17 protein-coding genes are annotated in these 19,527 nt (G+C 66.1%); 5 read left to right on the top strand and 12 right to left on the bottom strand.

The genetic code is table 11. The features are described from left to right. The first annotated feature begins 254 nt into the window (after positions 1-254). Complete coding sequence (gene ilvD / locus DY467_RS08200; RefSeq protein ID WP_164635206.1) at positions 255-2,114, top strand: dihydroxy-acid dehydratase; 1,860 nt, start codon at positions 255-257, stop codon at positions 2,112-2,114. Between the two features lie 119 nt (positions 2,115-2,233). On the opposite strand, the gene DY467_RS08205 is transcribed toward ilvD, so the two are convergent. After that, positions 2,234-3,037, bottom strand: coding sequence for a gamma-glutamyl-gamma-aminobutyrate hydrolase family protein (locus tag DY467_RS08205; RefSeq protein WP_164635208.1), 804 nt, complete (start codon positions 3,035-3,037; stop codon positions 2,234-2,236). A gap of 245 nt (positions 3,038-3,282) precedes the next feature. Between DY467_RS08205 and DY467_RS08210 the strand changes: the two genes are divergently transcribed. Continuing rightward, complete coding sequence (locus DY467_RS08210; RefSeq protein ID WP_164635210.1) at positions 3,283-5,097, top strand: chloride channel protein; 1,815 nt, start codon at positions 3,283-3,285, stop codon at positions 5,095-5,097. Between the two features lie 13 nt (positions 5,098-5,110). Here DY467_RS08210 and atzF read toward each other — a convergent pair whose 3' ends face one another. From atzF to DY467_RS08265, 11 genes are all read right to left on the bottom strand, one after another. Then, complete coding sequence (atzF, locus tag DY467_RS08215; RefSeq protein WP_164635212.1) at positions 5,111-6,916, bottom strand: allophanate hydrolase; 1,806 nt, start codon at positions 6,914-6,916, stop codon at positions 5,111-5,113. Beyond that, the gene (locus DY467_RS08220) at positions 6,913-7,656 is read right to left on the bottom strand and encodes a GntR family transcriptional regulator (RefSeq protein WP_205502164.1); all 744 of its coding nucleotides are present in this window, start codon (positions 7,654-7,656) and stop codon (positions 6,913-6,915) included. Before DY467_RS08220 ends, atzF begins: the two co-directional genes overlap by 4 nt. Next, positions 7,653-8,048: an oxalurate catabolism protein HpxZ gene (hpxZ, locus tag DY467_RS08225; protein ID WP_107354708.1), complete on the bottom strand. Its 396-nt coding sequence runs from the start codon at positions 8,046-8,048 to the stop codon at positions 7,653-7,655. The genes DY467_RS08220 and hpxZ overlap by 4 nt, the downstream gene beginning before the upstream one ends. Positions 8,049-8,050: 2 nt before the next feature. Beyond that, complete coding sequence (locus DY467_RS08230) at positions 8,051-9,442, bottom strand: AtzE family amidohydrolase (protein ID WP_246701490.1); 1,392 nt, start codon at positions 9,440-9,442, stop codon at positions 8,051-8,053. A gap of 13 nt (positions 9,443-9,455) precedes the next feature. Beyond that, positions 9,456-9,635, bottom strand: a complete 180-nt coding sequence (locus DY467_RS08235; protein WP_107343499.1) for a DUF4089 domain-containing protein — start codon at positions 9,633-9,635, stop codon at positions 9,456-9,458. Between the two features lie 154 nt (positions 9,636-9,789). Then, complete coding sequence (locus tag DY467_RS08240) at positions 9,790-11,613, bottom strand: dipeptide ABC transporter ATP-binding protein (protein WP_164635216.1); 1,824 nt, start codon at positions 11,611-11,613, stop codon at positions 9,790-9,792. Between the two features lie 194 nt (positions 11,614-11,807). Further along, positions 11,808-12,719: an ABC transporter permease gene (locus tag DY467_RS08245; protein WP_107346486.1), complete on the bottom strand. Its 912-nt coding sequence runs from the start codon at positions 12,717-12,719 to the stop codon at positions 11,808-11,810. A 10-nt stretch (positions 12,720-12,729) separates the two neighbouring features. Continuing rightward, positions 12,730-13,743 carry an ABC transporter permease gene (locus DY467_RS08250; protein WP_107343501.1) on the bottom strand — a complete coding sequence of 338 codons (1,014 nt, stop codon included), beginning with the start codon at positions 13,741-13,743 and terminating at the stop codon, positions 12,730-12,732. Between the two features lie 166 nt (positions 13,744-13,909). After that, complete coding sequence (locus tag DY467_RS08255) at positions 13,910-15,529, bottom strand: ABC transporter substrate-binding protein (protein WP_164635218.1); 1,620 nt, start codon at positions 15,527-15,529, stop codon at positions 13,910-13,912. 375 nt (positions 15,530-15,904) lie between these two features. Then, positions 15,905-16,369 (bottom strand): hypothetical protein, encoded by a 465-nt coding sequence (locus tag DY467_RS08260; protein ID WP_011157035.1) that lies wholly within the window; start codon positions 16,367-16,369, stop codon positions 15,905-15,907. A 254-nt stretch (positions 16,370-16,623) separates the two neighbouring features. Next, entirely contained in the window at positions 16,624-16,863 is a 240-nt protein-coding gene (locus tag DY467_RS08265) for a hypothetical protein (RefSeq protein WP_011157036.1), read from the bottom strand. A gap of 337 nt (positions 16,864-17,200) precedes the next feature. Here DY467_RS08265 and DY467_RS08270 point away from each other — a divergent pair, with 337 nt between their 5' ends. From DY467_RS08270 to DY467_RS08280, 3 genes are all read left to right on the top strand, one after another. Beyond that, entirely contained in the window at positions 17,201-18,208 is a 1,008-nt protein-coding gene (locus tag DY467_RS08270; protein ID WP_164572101.1) for an ABC transporter substrate-binding protein, read from the top strand. 46 nt (positions 18,209-18,254) lie between these two features. Then, entirely contained in the window at positions 18,255-19,070 is an 816-nt protein-coding gene (locus DY467_RS08275) for an ABC transporter permease (RefSeq protein ID WP_164635219.1), read from the top strand. A 3-nt stretch (positions 19,071-19,073) separates the two neighbouring features. Continuing rightward, on the top strand, positions 19,074-19,527 hold a 454-nt coding region (locus DY467_RS08280; RefSeq protein WP_502706442.1), incomplete at its 3' end, for an ABC transporter permease.

The raw sequence follows: 19,527 nt of genomic DNA on the forward strand, positions 1-19,527 counted from the left end.
GCGGCCGCGGTTCGGCTTGGACGGACGCCGTTCAATTGATCGTGCGCAGGCAGTGGCGGCCTGGAGCTAGCCTGCGATCGGCGTTGCTTTCGTGCCGCTCGCATCGAGCTGCGCGCCCGGCGACCATTGAGAGGCCGTTGGTTCTGCAGTAAGGCTTGTTGATGGTCGCTTTGCTTCGGCGCGCCTTTCACTGAAGCCTGTTTTCGGCCGCCGGCGCGCCTTTCCGGCGACGGACATTTTCACGGAACAGTTCAATGCCTGCTTATCGCTCGAGAACGACGACCCACGGCCGCAATATGGCCGGCGCGCGCGGCCTGTGGCGCGCCACCGGTATGAAGGATTCCGATTTCGGCAAGCCGATCATCGCGGTGGTCAATTCGTTCACCCAGTTCGTGCCCGGCCACGTCCATCTCAAGGACCTCGGCCAACTCGTCGCGCGCGAGATCGAGGCGGCCGGCGGCGTCGCCAAGGAGTTCAACACCATCGCGGTCGACGACGGCATCGCGATGGGCCACGACGGCATGCTGTATTCGCTGCCGTCGCGTGAACTGATCGCCGACAGCGTCGAGTACATGGTCAATGCGCATTGCGCCGACGCGATGGTGTGCATCTCCAACTGCGATAAGATCACGCCCGGCATGCTGATGGCGGCGATGCGGCTGAACATTCCCGCCGTGTTCGTCTCCGGCGGCCCGATGGAAGCCGGCAAGGTGGTGCTGAAGGGCAAGACCCACGCGGTCGATCTGATCGACGCGATGGTGGCCGCCGCCGACAGCGCGATGAGCGATGAAGATGTGCAGACCATGGAGCGCTCGGCGTGCCCGACCTGCGGCTCGTGCTCGGGCATGTTCACCGCCAATTCGATGAACTGCCTCACCGAAGCGCTCGGCCTGTCGCTGCCCGGCAACGGCTCGGTGCTCGCCACCCACGCCGACCGCAAGCGGCTGTTCGTCGAGGCCGGCCACACCATCGTCGATCTGGCGCGGCGTTACTACGAAAACGACGACGCCTCGGTGCTGCCGCGCAACATCGCGAACTTCAAGGCGTTCGAGAACGCGATGACGCTCGACATCGCGATGGGCGGCTCGACCAACACCGTGCTGCATCTGCTCGCTGCCGCGCGCGAGGCCGAACTCGATTTCTCGATGAAGGATATCGACCGGCTGTCGCGCCGGGTGCCGTGCCTCAGCAAGATCGCTCCGTCGGTGTCCGACGTGCACATGGAAGACGTGCATCGCGCCGGCGGCATCATGGCGATCCTCGGTGAGCTCGATCGTGCCGGCCTGCTCGATACCTCCTGCGGCACCGTGCATTCCGAAACGCTCGGCGCAGCCCTGGCGCGGTGGGACATCCGCCAGAGCAACAGCGAGAGCGTCCGCACCTTCTTCCGAGCGGCCCCGGGCGGCGTGCCGTCGCAGACCGCGTTCAGCCAGGACCGTCGCTACGACGAGCTCGATCTCGACCGTGAGAAGGGCGTGATCCGCGACGCCGCGCACGCGTTCAGCAAGGATGGCGGTCTTGCCGTGCTGTACGGCAACATCGCGCAGGACGGCTGCATCGTGAAGACCGCCGGCGTCGACGCCTCGATCCTGACCTTCTCCGGCCCGGTCAAGGTGTTCGAGAGTCAGGACGACGCGGTGTCGGCGATCCTGACCAATAAGATCGTCGCCGGCGACGTCGTGGTGATCCGCTACGAAGGTCCACGCGGTGGTCCGGGCATGCAGGAGATGCTGTATCCGACCAGCTACTTGAAGTCGAAGGGCCTCGGCAAAGCCTGTGCGCTGATCACCGACGGCCGGTTCTCCGGCGGCACCTCGGGCCTCTCGATCGGCCACGTCTCGCCGGAAGCGGCGGAAGGCGGCCTGATCGGCCTGGTGCGCGACGGCGACCGGATCTCGATCGACATTCCGAACCGTGCCATCAGCCTCGACGTCTCCGAGGCCGAACTCGCCAAGCGCGGCGAGGAAGAGCGCGCGCGCGGCGAAGCAGCGTGGACGCCGAAGGACCGCAAGCGCAACGTCTCGGCGGCGCTGCAGGCCTACGCGATGCTGACCACCAGCGCCGCCAACGGCGCGGTGCGCGATGTGAAACGCCGGTTCGGTAAGCCGAACTAAGCGGCTGACTGACGGGCTGGCAGTTCTGTGTTGATGAACGCAGAACTGCCCGCGACCGCTCTCAATACAACGACATCCTCAGGGCGAGGACGCATTGCATGTAGCAATGATGCTGTGCCTCAGCCCGACCGCCGCAGCACGGGGGGCCGCTGCCGCGCCGTACGATACGCGGTGACCGCTTCGCCGAAGGCCAAAAACAGCGCGCGGTTGATCGGATTGACCTGCGGATCATATTCGGCGTGCCACTGCACGCCGAGCGCGAAGCCCGGCGCATCGGCGATGCGGATCGCCTCGATGGTGCCGTCTTCGGCGACGCCTTCGATCACAATGCGCGGGCCGGGCTCGAGAATGCCCTGGCCGTGCAGCGAATTCACCCGGATCAGATCGCGGCCGAACAGCCGCGCGAACACGCCGCCCGGCGTGAGCTGCACGTCGTGGCGATCGGCGAACACCACGGTCGGATCGGGATGGATCTCGCCGTTCTCCAGCCGCGGCATCCGGTGGTTCATCCGCCCCGGCAGCTCGCGGATCTCCGGATGCAGCGAGCCGCCATAGGCGACGTTCATCTCCTGAAAGCCGCGGCAGATCCCGAAAAGCGGCACCCCGCGCTCGACACAGGTGCGCACCAGCGCCAGCGCCAGCTCGTCGCGCGGCTGGTCGTAGGGCTCGTGGCGCGGATTGGGCTCGGTCTTGAAGTAGGTCGGATGCACATTGGCCCGGCCGCCGGTCAGCAGGATGCCGTCGACCACCGCCAGCAGATCCTCGATCTGGGCGAACTCGGACGAGCCGCCGAACATCAGCGGCAGCGCATCGGCCACCTCGGCCACCGCGCGCAGGTTGCGTTCGCCCACATGCTGGACGGCAAACCGATTATCGACGAGATGGGCGTTGCCGATCACGCCGACCACCGCTCTGCCAGTCATCCTGTCCTCCCTGACAACCCTCGGACCATACAGCCAAAACGACGAAAATCGAGCCCGACGATGCTGCCTTAATTGGTTGCCAGCTCTGCACTGGCGATCCGTCTGATCAGCCGGTAGAAGCTGGCGCCAATCAGCCGAGTTCGTGCGGCGTCCGAGCCGGCACGGGCTTGTATTTTCCCGAGGATCGCCCGCAGCCATGTGCCCCGCTTCATGTCGATGACCGTCCTTGCCGGCGGGGCCGCCCGATGAGCGTGGTCTCGCGCCCGGATACGCCCGCTGTTGCAGGCCCCACCTCCGCGGTGCCGGCGGCGTCCACGCCGTGGCGACTGCCTGCGGTGGTGCGCAATTTCGTGCGCAACCGGGAAATCGGTCTGGTGTTGGTCGCGGTGGTGATCGGGCTGTTGTCGGGCCTGTTAGTGGCGATCATCTGGCGCCTGAGCGAATTCGCTCATGCGGTGCTGTTCAATATCCCATTCGATACACGGCTCAGCGCCAACGGCGTGATCTCCTGGCAGCGCACGTTGCTGGTGCCGCTCGGCGGCGCCATTATCTTGACCCTCATCGGCCTGTTCTACGCCGGCCGGTTCAAGGGCCGGCTCGCCGACGCGATCGAAGCCAACGCGCTGTACGGCGGACGGGTGTCGATGCGCGGCAGCCTGCTGATCTCGCTGCAGACGCTGCTGTCGAATGGCTGCGGCGCGTCGGTCGGCCTGGAAGCGGGCTACACTCAGATCTGCGCGGCGTTCAGCTCGCAGATCGGCCAGCGGCTCGCCGCCCGGCGGGCCGATATGCGGCTGCTGGTCGCCTGCGGCGCCGCCGGCGCGATCAGTGCGGCGTTCACCGCGCCGCTCGCCGGTACGTTCTTCGCCTTCGAGGTCGTACTCGGCGCCTACACCTCGGCGAGCCTGGTGCCGGTGATCGCCAGCGCGGTGTCGTCGTGGCTGGTGATGCGCAATCTGGTGCACCCGTCGTTCCTGCAGATCCCCGGCGTGCCGACGCCGGCCTCGGTCGAGATGATCGGCCAGACCATGTTGCTCGGCGTGCTGTGCGCATTCTTCAGCATCCTGGTGATGCTGGCGGTGGCGTTCTCGGAGCGGGTGTTTCAGCGCATCAGCATCTGGCGCGGCGCGCTGCGGCTGGTGATCGGCGCACTGCTGCTCAGCGGGCTGGCGCTACTCAGCCCGACCGTGCTCGGCTCGGGCCATGGCGCGATGCAGCTGTTGCTGATCACCAACCCGACCTGGCTGATGCTGTTGACGACGCTGATCCTGAAGACGCTGGCGTCGGCGATTTCGCTCGGCGCCGGCTTCCGCGGCGGCCTGTTCTTCGCCTCGCTGATGCTCGGCTCGTTGATCGGCCAGCTCTACAGCACGGTGCTCACGCCGTACTTCCCGGACATCGCGCTGCAGCCCGGCACGGCTGCGGTCGCCGGCATGGTGGCGCTCGGCACCGGCGTGATCGGTGCGCCGTTCAGCATGATCTGTCTCGCGCTCGAACTGACCGGCGACTTCTGGGTGACGATCGGCGCGGTGGTGGCGGCGTCGATGAGCGCGCTGATCGTGCGCGAGCTGTTCGGCTACAGCTTCGCCACCTGGCGCTTCCATCTGCGCGGCGAGACCATCCGCGGGCCACAGGACATCGGCTGGGTCAAGCAGATCAGCGCCGCCACGCTGATGCGGACGGATTTCCCGACCGCGCCGGCCGACCTGCCGATCGTCGAGGCGCAGAAGCTGTTCCCGCCCGGCCGCGTCAAGCAGATCGTGTTGCGGCATGTCGACGGCAGTTACGCCGGCATCGTCAACTCGGCCGAACTGCACGGCGTTGCCGATCCCGGAGAGACACTGCTGGAGACCCTGGCGCAGCAGCGCGATCAGTTCCTGCTGCCGCAAGTGACGGTGCGGGACATTCTCGCAGCGTTCGATCGCACCGAGGCCGACGTGCTGGTGGTGATCGACAATGCCGAGGATCGCCGCGCGATCGGCACCGTCAGCGAGGCGCACGTGCTGCGGACCTATTCGACCGAGCTCGAGCGCCGTAATCAGGAAGTGTTCTTCCGCTGATGGCGGCGACCGTTCAGCCAGTCGCCGCCAGATCGGCCATATAGGCGCGCCAGCCCCCGAAATGCGAGATATCGCGGGCGCCTTCGATCGCCGCCGGCTCGGTGAGGAAGCCCTTCACCGCGGTGCCGTCGGCGAGCGTCAGCGTGCCGATCGACAGTGGCGATGGGATCGCCGCGACGAACGAGCCGAATGCGGCCGGCGACAGCGCCCACACTTCTACAGCGATCGCAGAACCACCACTGGGAGCCACGCGCAGCAGGCCAGGCTTCGGCGGCACGGTGCCTTTCAGCGCATAGAGTTTGTAGTCCGGTGCCGTGGCGGTAGCCGACAGCAGCCGGCCGCCGAGTGCCGTCAGTTCGCGGTTCAGCGGCATGCCGGACAGATGCGCTCCGACCACCGCGATTGCGATCTCCTCGGGCGCATCACCGTCTGTGACGTCCGCGAGCGGTGGCTGGGACTGGCCGCTGGCGCCGATCGGCAGCGCGGTGTCAGCATGGAAGACGCGGCCGAGGCTGGCAAGTTCGGCATCGCGCCCGGCAGGCGCCAGCAGGGTGATGCCGAACGGAATGCCGTCGCTGCGGATCGATGCCGGCAGCGCGAGGCCGCAGAGGTCGAGCAGGTTGACGAAATTGGTGTAGGTGCCGAGCCGGCTGTTCAGCGTGATCGGATCGGCCAGCACCTGGTCGACCGTGTAGGCGGTTGGCGCGGTCGGCAGCACCAGCGCGTCGATGCCGGCGAAGCTACGCTCGGCGATCTTGCGCAGCGCCTGCAGCCGGTAGAGCGCCGCGAAGGTGTCGGCGGCTGACAGCCTGGCGCCGGCGAGCGTGATCTGCCGCGTCACCGCATGCACCGCGTCCGGCTGGGTTTCGAGCAGCTCCCGAATGGTCAGATAGCGCTCAGCCACCCATGGCCCTTCGTAGAGCAGCCGCGCCGTCTCGTAGAGAGGCTCGACGTCGATCTCAATCAGCTCCGCGCCGAGCCGCCGCCAACGCTCCAGCGCTTCCTCATAACCCCGTGCCGCGAGGTCATCGCCGAAGAAACGCAACTGGCCTTTCTGCGGTACGCCGAGTTGGACCCGCGGCCGCATCGCCGTGACTGCCGCCACCGGCCGCTCGCGCGAGAACGGATCTTCAGCATCCGGTGCCGTCATCACCCGCAGGGCGGTGATCGCGTCATCGGTGGTCAGCGCGAACACCGAGACGCAGTCGAGCGTGCGGCACGCCGGTACGACACCCGTGGTCGAGATCATTCCGAGGCTCGGCTTCAGCCCGACGATGTTGTTGAGCATCGCCGGCACTCGGCCAGAGCCCGCCGTATCGGTGCCGAGCGACAGCGGCACCAGACCGGCACCGACCGCGACCGCTGAGCCTGAGCTTGATCCGCCGGGCACGAGATCGCTGCGCATCGCGTTGCGCGGCACGCCATAGGGCGAGCGGACTCCGACCAGACCGGTTGCGTACTGATCGAGATTGGTCTTGCCGATCACGATCGCACCGGCGGCGCGCAGCTTGGCGACCGCGGTGGCGTCGCGGGCTGGCTGATACGCAAATGCCGGGCAGGCGGCGGTGGTCGGCAGGCCGGCGACGTCGATATTGTCCTTCACCGCGACCGGTACGCCGTACAGCGGCAGCGACGGATCGCGTGCTGCCAGCGCAACCGCCTCGGCGATCGCATCGGCCTCGTCCCGCAGGGTGATAAACAGCGCCGGGTCGGCATAGGCGCGGATCCGCTGATAGCAGCGCGCGATCGTCTGCGCCGGGGTGGTGGTGCCGGCGCGATGCGCGGCGACGATTTCACTGATCGTTTCAAACTTGCTCATACCGACACCGCGTAAATTTCGTATTCGTCGCGCACCAGATCGATGTGATGGCGCATGGCCTTGGCGGCGCCGTCGCGGTCGCCGCGCAGGATCGCGATCACCACGCGGTCGTGCTCTGCGTGGGATTTCGCCAGCCGTCCGAGATTGCGGAACTGGGCGCGGCGGAACGGCTGCACTCGCACCCGCGTCGCCAGGGTAATCTCGGCGATGTAGTCGTTATGCGCGCCCGCATAGATCGCGTTGTGGAAGTGCTCGTTGACGTCGTGGAAGCGCTCTGGGTTGCCCTGTGAGCTGAGCATTCGCAGCTCCTCGTGGATCGTTTCCAGCGTCCGCCGCTCCAGCGGCGTCATCCGCTCGGCCGCGAAGCTCGCACACAGTGCTTCGAGTTCGGACATCGCTTCGAACATGCCGGTCAGCCGTTCGAACGACGGCTGCGCCACCACCGCGCCGTGATGCGGCCGCGACTCGACGAGGCCGCTGGCGACGAGCTGTCGTAGCGCCTCGCGCACCGGCGTGCGCGAGACCTTGAAACGCTGTGCGATATCGGTTTCGTCGAGCGCCGCGCCGGGGCGTAGCGTGCCGCGCACGATCTCGTCGGCGAGTTGGCGCCGCAGCTCCTCGGCGCGGGTGATCTTGATTGGAGGAGGGGCCCGCACGATCCGCGCGTCCGGAGTGATTAATCCCGGCGGTGCGAGAGGCGACCGTGTTCGGCGTGAAGTCTGCGCATCATCGAAGCTCATGGCGACGCCCGCGGTTCGTCGATCATGCTGACATGAGCCGCGACGATGCGCCAGCCTTCGGCAAACCGTACCCAGGTCTGCATCTGACGTCCGACCTTGCCGGGCGCGTTGTCGCGGTAGAATAAGGTCGATGCGACCGCGGTGTCACGGCCGTAAGCCGTGATAATCGTCCGCGCGGTGGTACGCATCAGTCCGACCGGCGAGCGGGCGCCCCGGAACGCCTTGATCTCGTCGTAGCCATAGAGGTTTTCGCCGCCGCCATAGCGGAGCGTGCGCGGATCGTCGTGAAACAGTTCGTTGAGCGTGGCGACGTCGTTACTGACGAGCGCGGCCTCGTAGCGGGCGAAGGCATCGCCGACTTCGGCGACAACGTCGGGCAGATCGATATCCATGGTCAGAAATCCTTCGGTCGCGGCGCGCGGGCGACGCCGGCGCGCTGCAGCGCTGCGGCGACGCGCAGCGCGATGTCTTCCCGCCACGGCGCGGCGATGATTTGCACCCCGATCGGCAAGGGCTCGAGCGGGATTGGGGCGGCCACCACCGGCAGGCCGATGAACGAGATCGGCTGAGTGTGGATGCCGACGTTGGCACGCACCGGCAGTTCGACGCCATCGAGCGTGAAGGTGACTTGTCCGAGCTTGGGCGCCACGCAAGGCGTTGCCGGGGCGATGATGACGTCGACCTGCTCGAACAATTCGAGCACCCGGGCGCGGTACCAGCGACGGAATTTCTGCGCGCGGTCGACCAACGGCGCCGGCACCATCGCGCCGGCCAGCAGCCGGTCGCGCACCGCGGGATCGAAATCGTTCGGCTGCTGCCGCAGCCGGTCGAGATGCAGCGAGGCGCCTTCGGTCGTGCTGATCACGTAAGCCGCGGCGCGGGCGCGGGCGGCTTCCGGCAGTTCGACCGTGCGGGTAATGCCGAGCGCCCTCACCACGCGGTCGACAGCCTCGCGCGCTTCCGGAAACAGATTGGCCTCGAAGTAACCGCCGGCTTTTGCGATCCGCAGGCCGTCGATGCCTTCCGCGAGCGAGCCGGAGACCGGCTCCGGTGCCCGCGTGGTGCAGGCGGCGTCGCCGTCGTCCGGCCCCTGCATCGCGTCGTAAGCCAGCGCCAGATCGGCGACGCTGCGCGCCAGCGGACCAAGGTGATCGAAGCTCGCCACGAACGGGAACGAGCCGGTGCGCGGCAGCCGTCCGTAGGTCGGCTTGAGCCCGAAGATGCCGCACAGCGAGGAGGGGACGCGGATCGAGCCGTTGGTATCCGACCCGAGCGCCAGCGGCACCTCGCCGCCGGCCACCGCGGCACCCGATCCGCCGGAGGATCCGCCGGTCATCCGGGTCGGATCGTGCGGATTGCGCGACGGGCCGTCGTGGATGTTCTCGCCGGTGAAGTCGTAGGCGTATTCGCCCATGTTGAGCGCGCCGATCAGCACGGCGCCGGCCGCTTCCAGCCGCTGGATCAGCGGCGCGTCGCTGGCGGCCGGGCTGCGGTCGCGGTTGATCTTGGAGCCGGCGCGGGTGGCGAGGCCGGCGACATCGAACAGGTTCTTCACCGCGAACGGCACGCCAGCGAGCGGGCCAACGCTTTCGCCGCGCGCGATCGCGGCATCAATGTCTCGGGCGCGTGCGCGGGCCCGCTCGGCGACGACATCGGTGAAAGCGTTGAGGGTCGGATCGGCCTTGGTAATACGGCTGAGTGCGGCCTCGGTGGCGGCGAGCGCAGTGGTGCTCCGGTTCGCTACGGCTGCGGCGATCTCGGCGGCGGTCATCCAGTCAGTGGACATTACGGGATCGATCTCAGGCACGGAACACGCTCGCAGGTTCGGTCTCGTCGGGAAGCGGAAATTCATCGACCATCCGCGCCAGCTTCAGCGAGACCTCGAGATTGGCCCGCACGGCCGGCTTCCACGCCGGATCGATCGGCAGCCCAAGCGCAGCAGCAACGGCGTCGATGTAGGAGTCGAGGGGATCGTTCAAAGTCAGTACCTTTCACGAGCGCTATAGTTCAGGTCGTCATTCCGGGGCGCTCGCGTGAGCGAGCGAACCCGGAATCTCTTGTTGATCATCTCGGGATTCCGGGTTCGCGCTGCGCGCGCCCCGGAATGACCATGGAGAATTGCGCATCGCGTCATCACGTCACCGGCAGCGGCGGATGCGGGATCGCGGTGAGGAGTTCGCGGGTGTAGTCGTGCTTCGGGCTGCCGAGCACCTGCTCGGACGTTCCCTGCTCGACAATACGCCCGGCGCGCATCACGACGACGCGGTCGCACAGCAGCCGCACCACGTTGAGGTCGTGCGATACGAACAGGTAGCTCATCCCGAGAGTCTGCTTCAGGTCCTGCAGCAGGTTCAGCACCACCGCCTGCACCGAGACGTCGAGGGCAGCAGTTGGCTCGTCGAGGATCACCAGCTTGGGCCGTAGCGCGATGGCACGCGCGATGCCGACGCGCGCCTTCTGGCCGCCGGACAGCTGATGCGGAAACCGGTCGAGCAGATCTAGCGGCAGGCCGACCTGTTCGGCCAGTTCCTCGCAGCGGGCACGCACCGCATCGCGGCCTTTGATCTCGCCGAGCTGCAGGATCGGATCGGCAATCGCGCGCGCCGCGGTGAAGCGCGGATTGAGGCTGTCGGTCGGATCCTGAAACACCATCTGGATCGACTTGCGCAGCGGCAGCCGGGCGAACCGCTGCGGCAAGATGGTGCCGATCTCCTCGCCGTCGAACACGATGCGGCCCGAGGTCTGATCGAGCAGCCGCATCAGCATCATCGAGGTGGTCGACTTGCCGCAGCCGGACTCGCCGACCAGTCCGACGCTTTCGCCATGGCCGATCTGAAAGCTGATGCCGTCGACCGCGCGAAACACCTCCGGCTCCGGCGCCGGCCCGCGCGAGAACAACCGGCTCAGCGTTGCCGTCGTCCCCTGGCGCGGATATTCCTTCACCAGCTTTTCGACGAGGAGGAGGGGGGCGGGGCTCTTCGAATTACTCGTGTCCTTGTGCTCGCCACTCGCCTCATCGTCACCCCCGAGCTTGACTCGGAGGTCCATCGCCTTCGACGAAGCTTCTCCCGAAATAGGATGGATCGCCGGGTCGAGCCCGGCGATGACGCTTTCACGCGGAGCCGCGCCGTCTTCGCCCTCCGGCAGCAACTCCCGCAAACTCACGCCGAGCCGCGGCGTCGCGCGCATCAGCTTCTTGGTGTAGGGGTGCTGCGGATTGGCGAAGATATCGGCCGCCAAGGCGGTTTCGACGACGCGGCCCTTCTCCATCACCACCACCCGGTCGCAATAGGCGGCGGCGAGACCCAGGTCGTGGGTGATCAGGATGGTCGACAGCCCGCGGCTCTTGGTCAGTTCGACGATCAGGTCCATCACCGCCTTCTGGGTGGTGACGTCGAGGCCGGTGGTCGGCTCGTCGGCGATCAGCAGCTGCGGATTGCAGGCCAGCGCCAGCGCGATCACCACGCGCTGGCACATGCCGCCGGAGAGCTGGAACGGATAGGCGTGATAGCGCTCGCGCGGCCGCGCGATCTTCACCGCCTCCAGCGCCGCGATCGCCTTCTCGCCGCGATCGGTCGAGGTCGACTGCACGTGCTGGCGGAGCACGTCTTCGATCTGATCGCCGACTTTTCGGATCGGGTTGAGCGCCGCGCGCGGGTTCTGAAAGATCATCGAGATTTCGCGGCCACGTAGGTCACGCATCTCGTGCTCGCTGGCGGCCTTCAAATCCATGCCGCCGAACATCACCGAACCTTCGGCGATCCGCCCGGCACGGTCGAGGATCCGCATCACCGCATAGGAGGTCACCGACTTGCCGGAGCCGGACTCGCCGACGATCGCCAGCGTCTCGCCTTTGCCGACGCTGATATCGACATGCTGCACCGCCTTGACGATGCCGCGGCGGGTGATGAATTCGACCGTGAGGTCACGGACGTCGAGCAGGGGCTGGGTGGTCATCGCGGCATCTCCACATTCCAGTTGTCACCGCCGGGCTTCACCCGCCTGCGGGGCCGAAGCCCCTTCGGCGCGGCGAAGGCCCGGCGGTCCATCGCTCTTGGGAAGACGTTTTGCGAAGCGGGATGGATGGCCGCGTCAAGTCCGGCCATGACGGAGGCGTACGGGGCGAGGGAAGCAGCTAACACGTTCATCGCTCACGTCCTCCGCTGCGGGTCGAAGATGTCGCGCAGGCCGTCGCCGAGCAGGTTGAAGCAGAACACTGCGATCATCAGCGCGAGTCCGGGGAACAGCGCGATCCACCATTCGCCGGAGACCATGAACGAGGCGCCTTCCGCGACCATGATGCCCCACTCGGCAGTCGGCGGACGGACCCCGAGACCGATGAACGACAGGCCGGCGGCGTTGAGGATCGCGTAGCCCATCGTCAGCGACATCTGCACGATCATGATCGGCATGATGTTCGGCAGGATGTGCACCAGCAGAATCCGCATCTCGCTGTTGCCGGACAGCCGCGCCGCCATCACGAAACCGGCTTCGCGGCGGACATTGGCCTCGGCGCGGGCGACGCGGGCATACAGCGGGAAGTTCACGATCGCGGTGGCGATGATGATGTTTTGCACCGTGTTGCCGAGCGCGGCGACGATGCCCATCGCCAGCACGAACAGCGGGAATGCCATGATGGTATCGGCGATCCGGCCGACGATGCGGTCGGTCCAGCCGCCGAAGTAACCCGCGGCGACGCCGGCGAGGCCGCCCATCAGGAACACCAGCACCACCGAGGCGACGGCGATGAACAGATCGAGCCGTGTCGCGACCACGACGCGGCTAAAGATGTCGCGGCCGAGCTGATCGGTGCCGAACCAATGCGCTGCCGACGGGGCTTTCAGCGCCTGCGCGGTGTCGCTGGCGAGCGGATCGTACGGGACGATATACGGCCCGAACAGCGCCGCGAACACGATCACCACCAACAGGCCGAAGGCGAAGGCGGTGACGCGGTTGTCGCCGAGCACGTAGCGGGTGTGCTCGATGGTGTCCCGCAGTGCGGAGCGGCGCGCGGGCTTGGCGCTGGCGGAGGTTTCGCCGATCGGAGGGGCGACGCTGGTCATGGTCATGCTCCTAGCCTTCCAGCCGCACGCGTGGGTCGATCACGCCGTAAAGAATGTCGATTGTCAGATTGAGCAGCACGTACATCACCGCCATGGTGAGCACGAAGCCCTGCACCGGCGCGAAGTCGGACGCGATCAGCGCTTCGACCGCGTAGGAGCCGATGCCCGGCCAGGCGAACACCTTCTCGACCAGCACGTTGGCGCCGAGCAGGAACGAGAACACCATCGACAGCGTGGTGATCACCGGCAGCATCGCGTTGCGGAACGCGTAGGTCATCGTCACCTTGCGCGGCGACAGGCCGCTGGCGCGCGCGGTGCGGACGAAGTCCGACGCCAGCACCGCCAGCATCGAGGCGCGGGTCATGCGGGCGATCGGCGCCAGCGAGAAGATCGCCAGGGTTGCTGCGGGGAGCAGAAGCTGACTCAGCGCCGACCGGAAGGTCTCGAAGTCGCGCGCGATCAGGCTGTCGATCAGATAGAAGCCGGTGACGGTCGGCGGTGCCGAGTAGAACACGTCGAGCCGGCCGAGCGGCGCCGGGGCCCAGCCGAGCTTGAAATAGAACACGTAGACCAGCAGTAGGCCGGTGAAGAACACCGGGAGCGACACGCCGGCGGTGGTGGTGACGCGGCAGAGGTGATCAATCCACGAACCTGGCCGCGTCGCTGCCATGATGCCGAGCGGGATCGCGATCACGATCGCCAGCGCGAGGCCGAGCAGCGTCAGTTCGGCGGAGGCGGGCAGGCGGTTCTTCAGTTCGGTGACGACGGGCTGGCCGGTGGTCAGCGACTCGCCGAGGTCGCCGCGCGCCAGATCCGTGGTGTAGCGGACGAACTGTTCGGGCAGCGATTTGTCGAGGCCGAGCTTGTGCCGGATCTGCTCGATCGCCTCCTTGCTGGCCGCGGGCCCGGCGAAATACGCCGCTGGATCGCCCGGCAGCGCGCGGGTCAGCAGGAAGGTGACGATCACCACGCCGATCAGGCTCGGGATCGCGAACATCAGGCGTTTGCCGATCAGGGTGAGCATTGGATCGTACCCTTAAGTCATCGCGTTAGAGAACATTGCGTCGTCACACGCCGCGGTCTGCCCCCCTCCCCTTTGAGGGGAGGGGGCGCGGTGGGGAGCCCCGAGCACTGTGCCCGCGTCGCCCTCACCCCAGCCCTCTCCCGCAAGCGGGAGAGGGAGAAGAGCGTTACCCCTTCACCATCGTCCGGTAGTCGAGACGGCGGTGGAACCAGTAGGCGAAGCCGGAGACGTTCTTCTGCATCGCGACGTTGAGGTAGGGTTGGTACAGGGGAACGCGCGGGATGTCGGTGAAGGCGAGGTCGACGAAGCCCTTGACGTCGCGGTCGTAGGTCGCGGTGTCGCCGGTCGCCGCGGCGATGCGGGAGCTGTCGATCAGCTTATCCATCTCGGGCGAGTCGTAGCCCATGGTGTTGAAGATCGACTTGCCGGAGTGATAACACCAGTAGAAGAAGTACTCCGGATAATCGAGCCAGCCCGAGAAGATGTTGACGTAGAGCGGCATCACCTTCTTGTTCAGCTCGGTACGCCAGTTGGCGCCGGGGATCTTGTTGATGGTGCAGCGGATGCCGATCTGCGCGAGGCTCTCCTGGATCAGGATGCACATCGGCTCGTTGACGCCGGCGAAGCCGAGGTCGAACGACAGCGTGGTGTCGAAGCCGCCCGCGTAGCCGGCTTCCGCCATCAGCGCCTTCGCCTTGGCCATGTCGGTGTTGTACTTGGTCGGCTGCGGCCACTTCACTTCGGTCTGCTTGTCGGCAGCCGCGCCGAACATCGGGTTGGCGAGGCCGAACATCACCGCGTCGATGATCTTCTGATACGGCACCGCATAGGCCACCGCTTCGCGCACCTTCGGATTGTTGAACGGCGGCTGGGTGACGTTCATGCCGAGATACTGGATGCCGTTCGAGATCGGCAGCGACACCACGTTGACCTTGCCGTCGCGCTTCATCTCGGCGAAGTCCTGGTTCGGCAGCTCGTAGGAGATGTCGGCGTCACCGCGTTCCAGCAGCGCCCGCCGGTTGCCGGCCTGCGGCACCATGCGCCAGATCACACGCTTGATCTTCGGCAGCGGGCCGCCGACCCACTTGTCGTTGCGCTCCATGATCACTTCGGTGCCGGCGGTCCACTTCACCACACGATAGGCGCCGGAGCCGGCGGTGTTCTGCTTGGTGTATTCGAGCCCCCACGGATCCTTCTCGGTGGCGTTCTTCTTCACTAGCTCGGAGTTGACGACGCAGGGCACGATCACCGCGAGATCCGGGATCGTCAGCCGGTCCTTCTTGAGGAAGTCGACCCGCACGGTGTGGTCGTCGACCACCACGAACTGCTCGGGCTTGGTCAGCGAGCCGGCGCTCATCTGGAAGGTCGGGAAGCCGCCGACGCTGACCGAGCGATCGAGCGACCACTTCACGTCCTTGGCGGTGACCGGCGTGCCGTCCTGGAAGGTGGCGTTCTTCTTCAGCTTGAAGGTCGCCGACATGTCGCCGATCACCATGTCGTCGGCGAGCTCGCCCTTGAATTTGTCCTTGTCGTAGTAGGGAACGCCGCCGGGGCCTTCCTTCATTTCGTGGGTGATCAGTCGGTCGTAGCAATTCCACGACACCTCGTAGCCGGGCACGTTGGTGCCGACGCCGTGGATGTCGAGGTTGTTCGGGCCGCTTTCGGAGACGACCAGCAGGGTTTCTGATCGGGCGTCGGCTTTGGCAGCGGACCAGATTGCCGGTGCTGGCACCATCGCGCCGGCGGCGAGGGCTGTAGCGGACTTGAGGAAATCACGACGCTTCATATGCGGCTCCAAAAGCAACGAGGAAGTAGCTGATGGAACTGGTTCGCAAGCTTCGTGCCAGACGCTTAAATCTGCATAACTATCTGAGATGGCGCTGTATTTTTATGAATGGGGGTTGGGAGAGCCGCCTCCGCTTGGCCCCATTGCATACAATACGCAGAATTTGCACAAAGAATGTGCAGGCGTCGTGCGATGGATCGATGGTGAGCGGCTAGGTGCCGCGCCGCACTGGCGCCGCCTGCGGAAGATCGGCCTTCGAAGGCGGCTGCGCGGGGCTAGTCCGCTGGTCGCTGAGGGGGAGCGGCCAAAACAAAAGCGGCGGGGAAATCCCCGCCGCCTGCGTCGTCAGTGGCTCGAACGATCCGCCAGAGGCGATCAGTTGATCTTGGCGCTTTCGTTGCGGACCTGGGTGTACAGCACGCTATCGTTGGCCGGCTTGGCTTCGATCGCGGTGGTCGGGCGAACCACCGGACGGTGGCTGCGATACACTTCGAAAGCGTACCAAGCGGCGACCACGGCGGCGATCAGCGCAACCTGGCTCGGCGGCAGGATCAGCGACAGCGCGATCAGCGCGGTGGCGACCGTGCCGGCCTTCACCACGCTCTCACCGTCGTGGAACATGGCGTTGAAGCGTTCCCAGTTCTCGCCCTTCCAGAACGGAGCCGAGAACCGGTCGAGCGCGAACCGCGTCCATGCGCCGGCGAAGCCGAGCTTGCGCGCCCACATCAGATAAAGCGAGCCCGCGAAAGCGAGCAGCGAGACCAGCGCGCCGACCGGACCGGCGGCGTAACCGATGACCACGACCAGCGCGGCCGTGAATGCAATGATCCAGTATTGCATTGTGTGACCCTTTCACCCGCTTGGCGGGCGCCTTTCAGATTTGATTCGATGGCGGCGTTAGCCGTCGCATTATGGGCTGTTTTCCACAGCGGCGCCGCAAAAAATTGGCGCGTTAGTTATTCATCCGATTAGCACTTTGGTCAAAGGTAATTAGTTATGGCGCGCTCTGCGCCAGAAATGATCGCCGGGTGCGACAGCCTGCCGCGACCCGACGACCGTGCGCTGATTGTCGAGGATGATCTTACCGCAGAACGTCAGCGCGCGAGGCGGCTTTCGGCTTCGGCGATCTTGGCGTTGCGGATGCGCTTGGCGTCGCGGCTGGCCATGAACGGCATGCCAAGCTTGCGCGCCTTCACCTGCACTGACGACCGGGCGCGCTTCAGGGCGGCTGCCGCGCGCACCGCCGATGCGCCGCTGGCAATCAGCTCCTTCAACCGCTCGACCTGTTCGTCGTCCCACGGTCTACAAGCATTGCTCTTGGCGGACGTCGGCATCAGCAACTCCTTTCGCTGTCGGGCCCGCTCGCCGGTGGCTAGCGCGCGGGCAGGGCATGTGAAGGTTCGTGCGCGAACTCTGCGGCTGGCGGGTCGGTTGTCGATGGTCGCAGCACAGCTCGGCGATCGGACTGGCCCGGATGCGATAAGCCCTCGTCGGGAGGCCGGGCGCAGTCGTTCGCGTCTCAATCATTTGCAGCAGCGAAAGTTCCTGGTTGCGGCTCGCGGCACCTGTTACCGGCGCTGTCGCAAACCTGTCATCGGCGATCGATAGGGGAGGGCACGCAGCGGCGGCCTTGCCGCCCGAGGCTGCGCTCAGTCGAAAACGAGGAAGCCGATGAAACTGGTCCGGTTGATGACCGCGCTATGTGCGCTGTCCGCATTTGCATCGCTGCAGCCGGCGAAGGCTGCGGATGTGATCTGCTACAATTGCCCGCCGCAGTGGGCCGATTGGGCGACGATGCTGAAGCAGGTCAAAGCCGATCTCGGCTACGACATCCCGTTCGACAATAAGAATTCCGGCCAGGCGCTGTCGCAGCTGATTGCCGAGAAGAGCAACCCGATCGCCGACATCGGCTACTTCGGCGTCAATTTCGGCATGAAGGCGAAGGCGCAGGGCGTCACCCAGCCGTACAAGCCGGCAAAGTGGGACGAAGTCCCGGCTGGCCTGAAGGATCCCGAAGGCGAATGGACCGCGATCCATTCAGGCACGCTCGGCCTGTTCGTCAACGTCGATGCGCTCGGAGGCAAGCCGGTTCCGGCGTGCTGGAAGGATCTCGAGAAGCCGGACTACAAAGGCATGGTCGGCTATCTCGACCCGCCCTCGGCGGCGGTCGGCTATGTCGGTGCGGTCGCGGTCAATCTCGCGCTCGGCGGCAGCGATCAGGATTTCTCGCCGGCGGTGTCGTTCTTCAAGAAGCTGCACGACAATGACGCGATCGTGCCGAAGCAGACCTCTTACGCCCGCGTGGTGTCGGGCGAGATTCCCATCCTGTTCGACTACGATTTCAATGCCTATCGGGCCAAGTACACCGAGAAGGGCAACTTCGCCTTCGTGATCCCGTGCGAAGGCTCGGTCGTGTTCCCCTATGTGGTCAGCCTGGTGAAGGGCGCGCCGGACGCCGACAAGGCCAAGAAGGTGATGGACTATCTACTGTCCGACAAGGGTCAGGCGATTTGGACCAACGCATACTTGCGCCCTGCGCGGCCGATCGAATTGCCGCCCGAAGTCAAGGCGAAGTTCCTGCCGGACAGCGACTACGCGCGCGCCAAGAACGTCGACTGGGCCAAGATGGAAGCCGCCCAGAAGGCTTTCACCGATCGCTACCTCGCCGAAGTCCGCTGAGCCGGTCCATCGTCCCGGCCGGCGACGGCCGGGACAGCCCCAAATCATGAAGCACCAACGTTTCCTGTTGATCTGTCTGGCGCCGCTGGTCGTGCTGACCGCGGCGTTCTTCCTGCTGCCGATGGCGCGGCTGGTGGTGGTCGGCGCCGAGGGGCCGCAAGGGCCGGCCGGTTATCTTGCGATCCTGCTCGAGCCGCGCTACCGCGCGACGCTGATCAACACCGTGCTGCTCGCCGCCGCCACCACGGTGGCGACGCTGATCATCGCCACCGTCGCCGGGCTGTTCCTGCAGCGGCACCGGTTTGCCGGCCGCGCCGTGCTGATCGCGATGCTGACGTTCCCGCTGGCATTCCCCGGCGTGGTGATCGGCTTTCTGATCATCCTGCTCGCCGGACGGCAGGGCGTGATCGGCGATCTGACGCGGCTCGCCACTGGGACCAAGGTGGTGTTCGCCTATTCGATCTGGGGGCTTTTCCTCGGCTATCTGTATTTCTCGATCCCGCGGGTGATCCTCACCATCATGGCGGCGGTGCAGAAGCTCGATCCGGGGCTTGAAGAGGCCGCGCGCTCGCTCGGTGCCAGCCCGTGGGCCGTGCAGCGCGACGTGGTGCTGCCGGCGTTGGTGCCGGCCTTTGTCGCTTCCGGCGCGATCGCATTTGCGACCGCGATGGGCGCGTTCGGCACCGCCTTCACGCTCGCCACCAATATCGATGTGCTGCCGATGCTGATCTACACCGAGTTCACGCTGGCGGCGAACTTCGCCACGGCGGCGTCGCTGTCGGTCGGCCTCGGGCTGATTTCCTGGGCGATGCTGGTGCTGGCGCGGTCGTTGACCGGCGGCACCGTGGCGGCGACGGGCTAGGCGATGCGCGACCGCCTGATCTTTGCCGGACAATTGCTTTTCACGCTGCTGGTCACTGCGTTTTTGGTGGTTCCGGCGCTGCTCTCGATCGCAGCGGGTGTCACGGCGAACTACTTCCGCGGCATTTCATCCGGCGTCACTCTGCAATGGGTGGTGCAGGTGTGGACGCTGTATGCCGACAGTATTGTGTTGTCCTTCGTGATCGCACTGGCGACGCTGGCCGTGACGCTGGTCGTCGGCGTCCCTGCCGCCTACGCGCTGCATATCCGCGGCGGCGCCTGGTCGCGGTTGATCGAGGAGGTAATCACGCTGCCGCTGGCGATCCCGGGCCTGGCAATCGCGCTGGCGCTGCTGCTGACCTATGGCGGCTTCGGCGAGTTCCGCCGGTCCTGGCTGTTTATTCTGGTCGGCCATGTGGTGTTCACCATGCCTTTCATGGTGCGATCGGTGATGGCGG

It is taken from the genome of Rhodopseudomonas sp. BR0G17 (genome assembly GCF_010907025.1).
Taxonomy (GTDB): domain Bacteria; phylum Pseudomonadota; class Alphaproteobacteria; order Rhizobiales; family Xanthobacteraceae; genus Rhodopseudomonas; species Rhodopseudomonas palustris_H.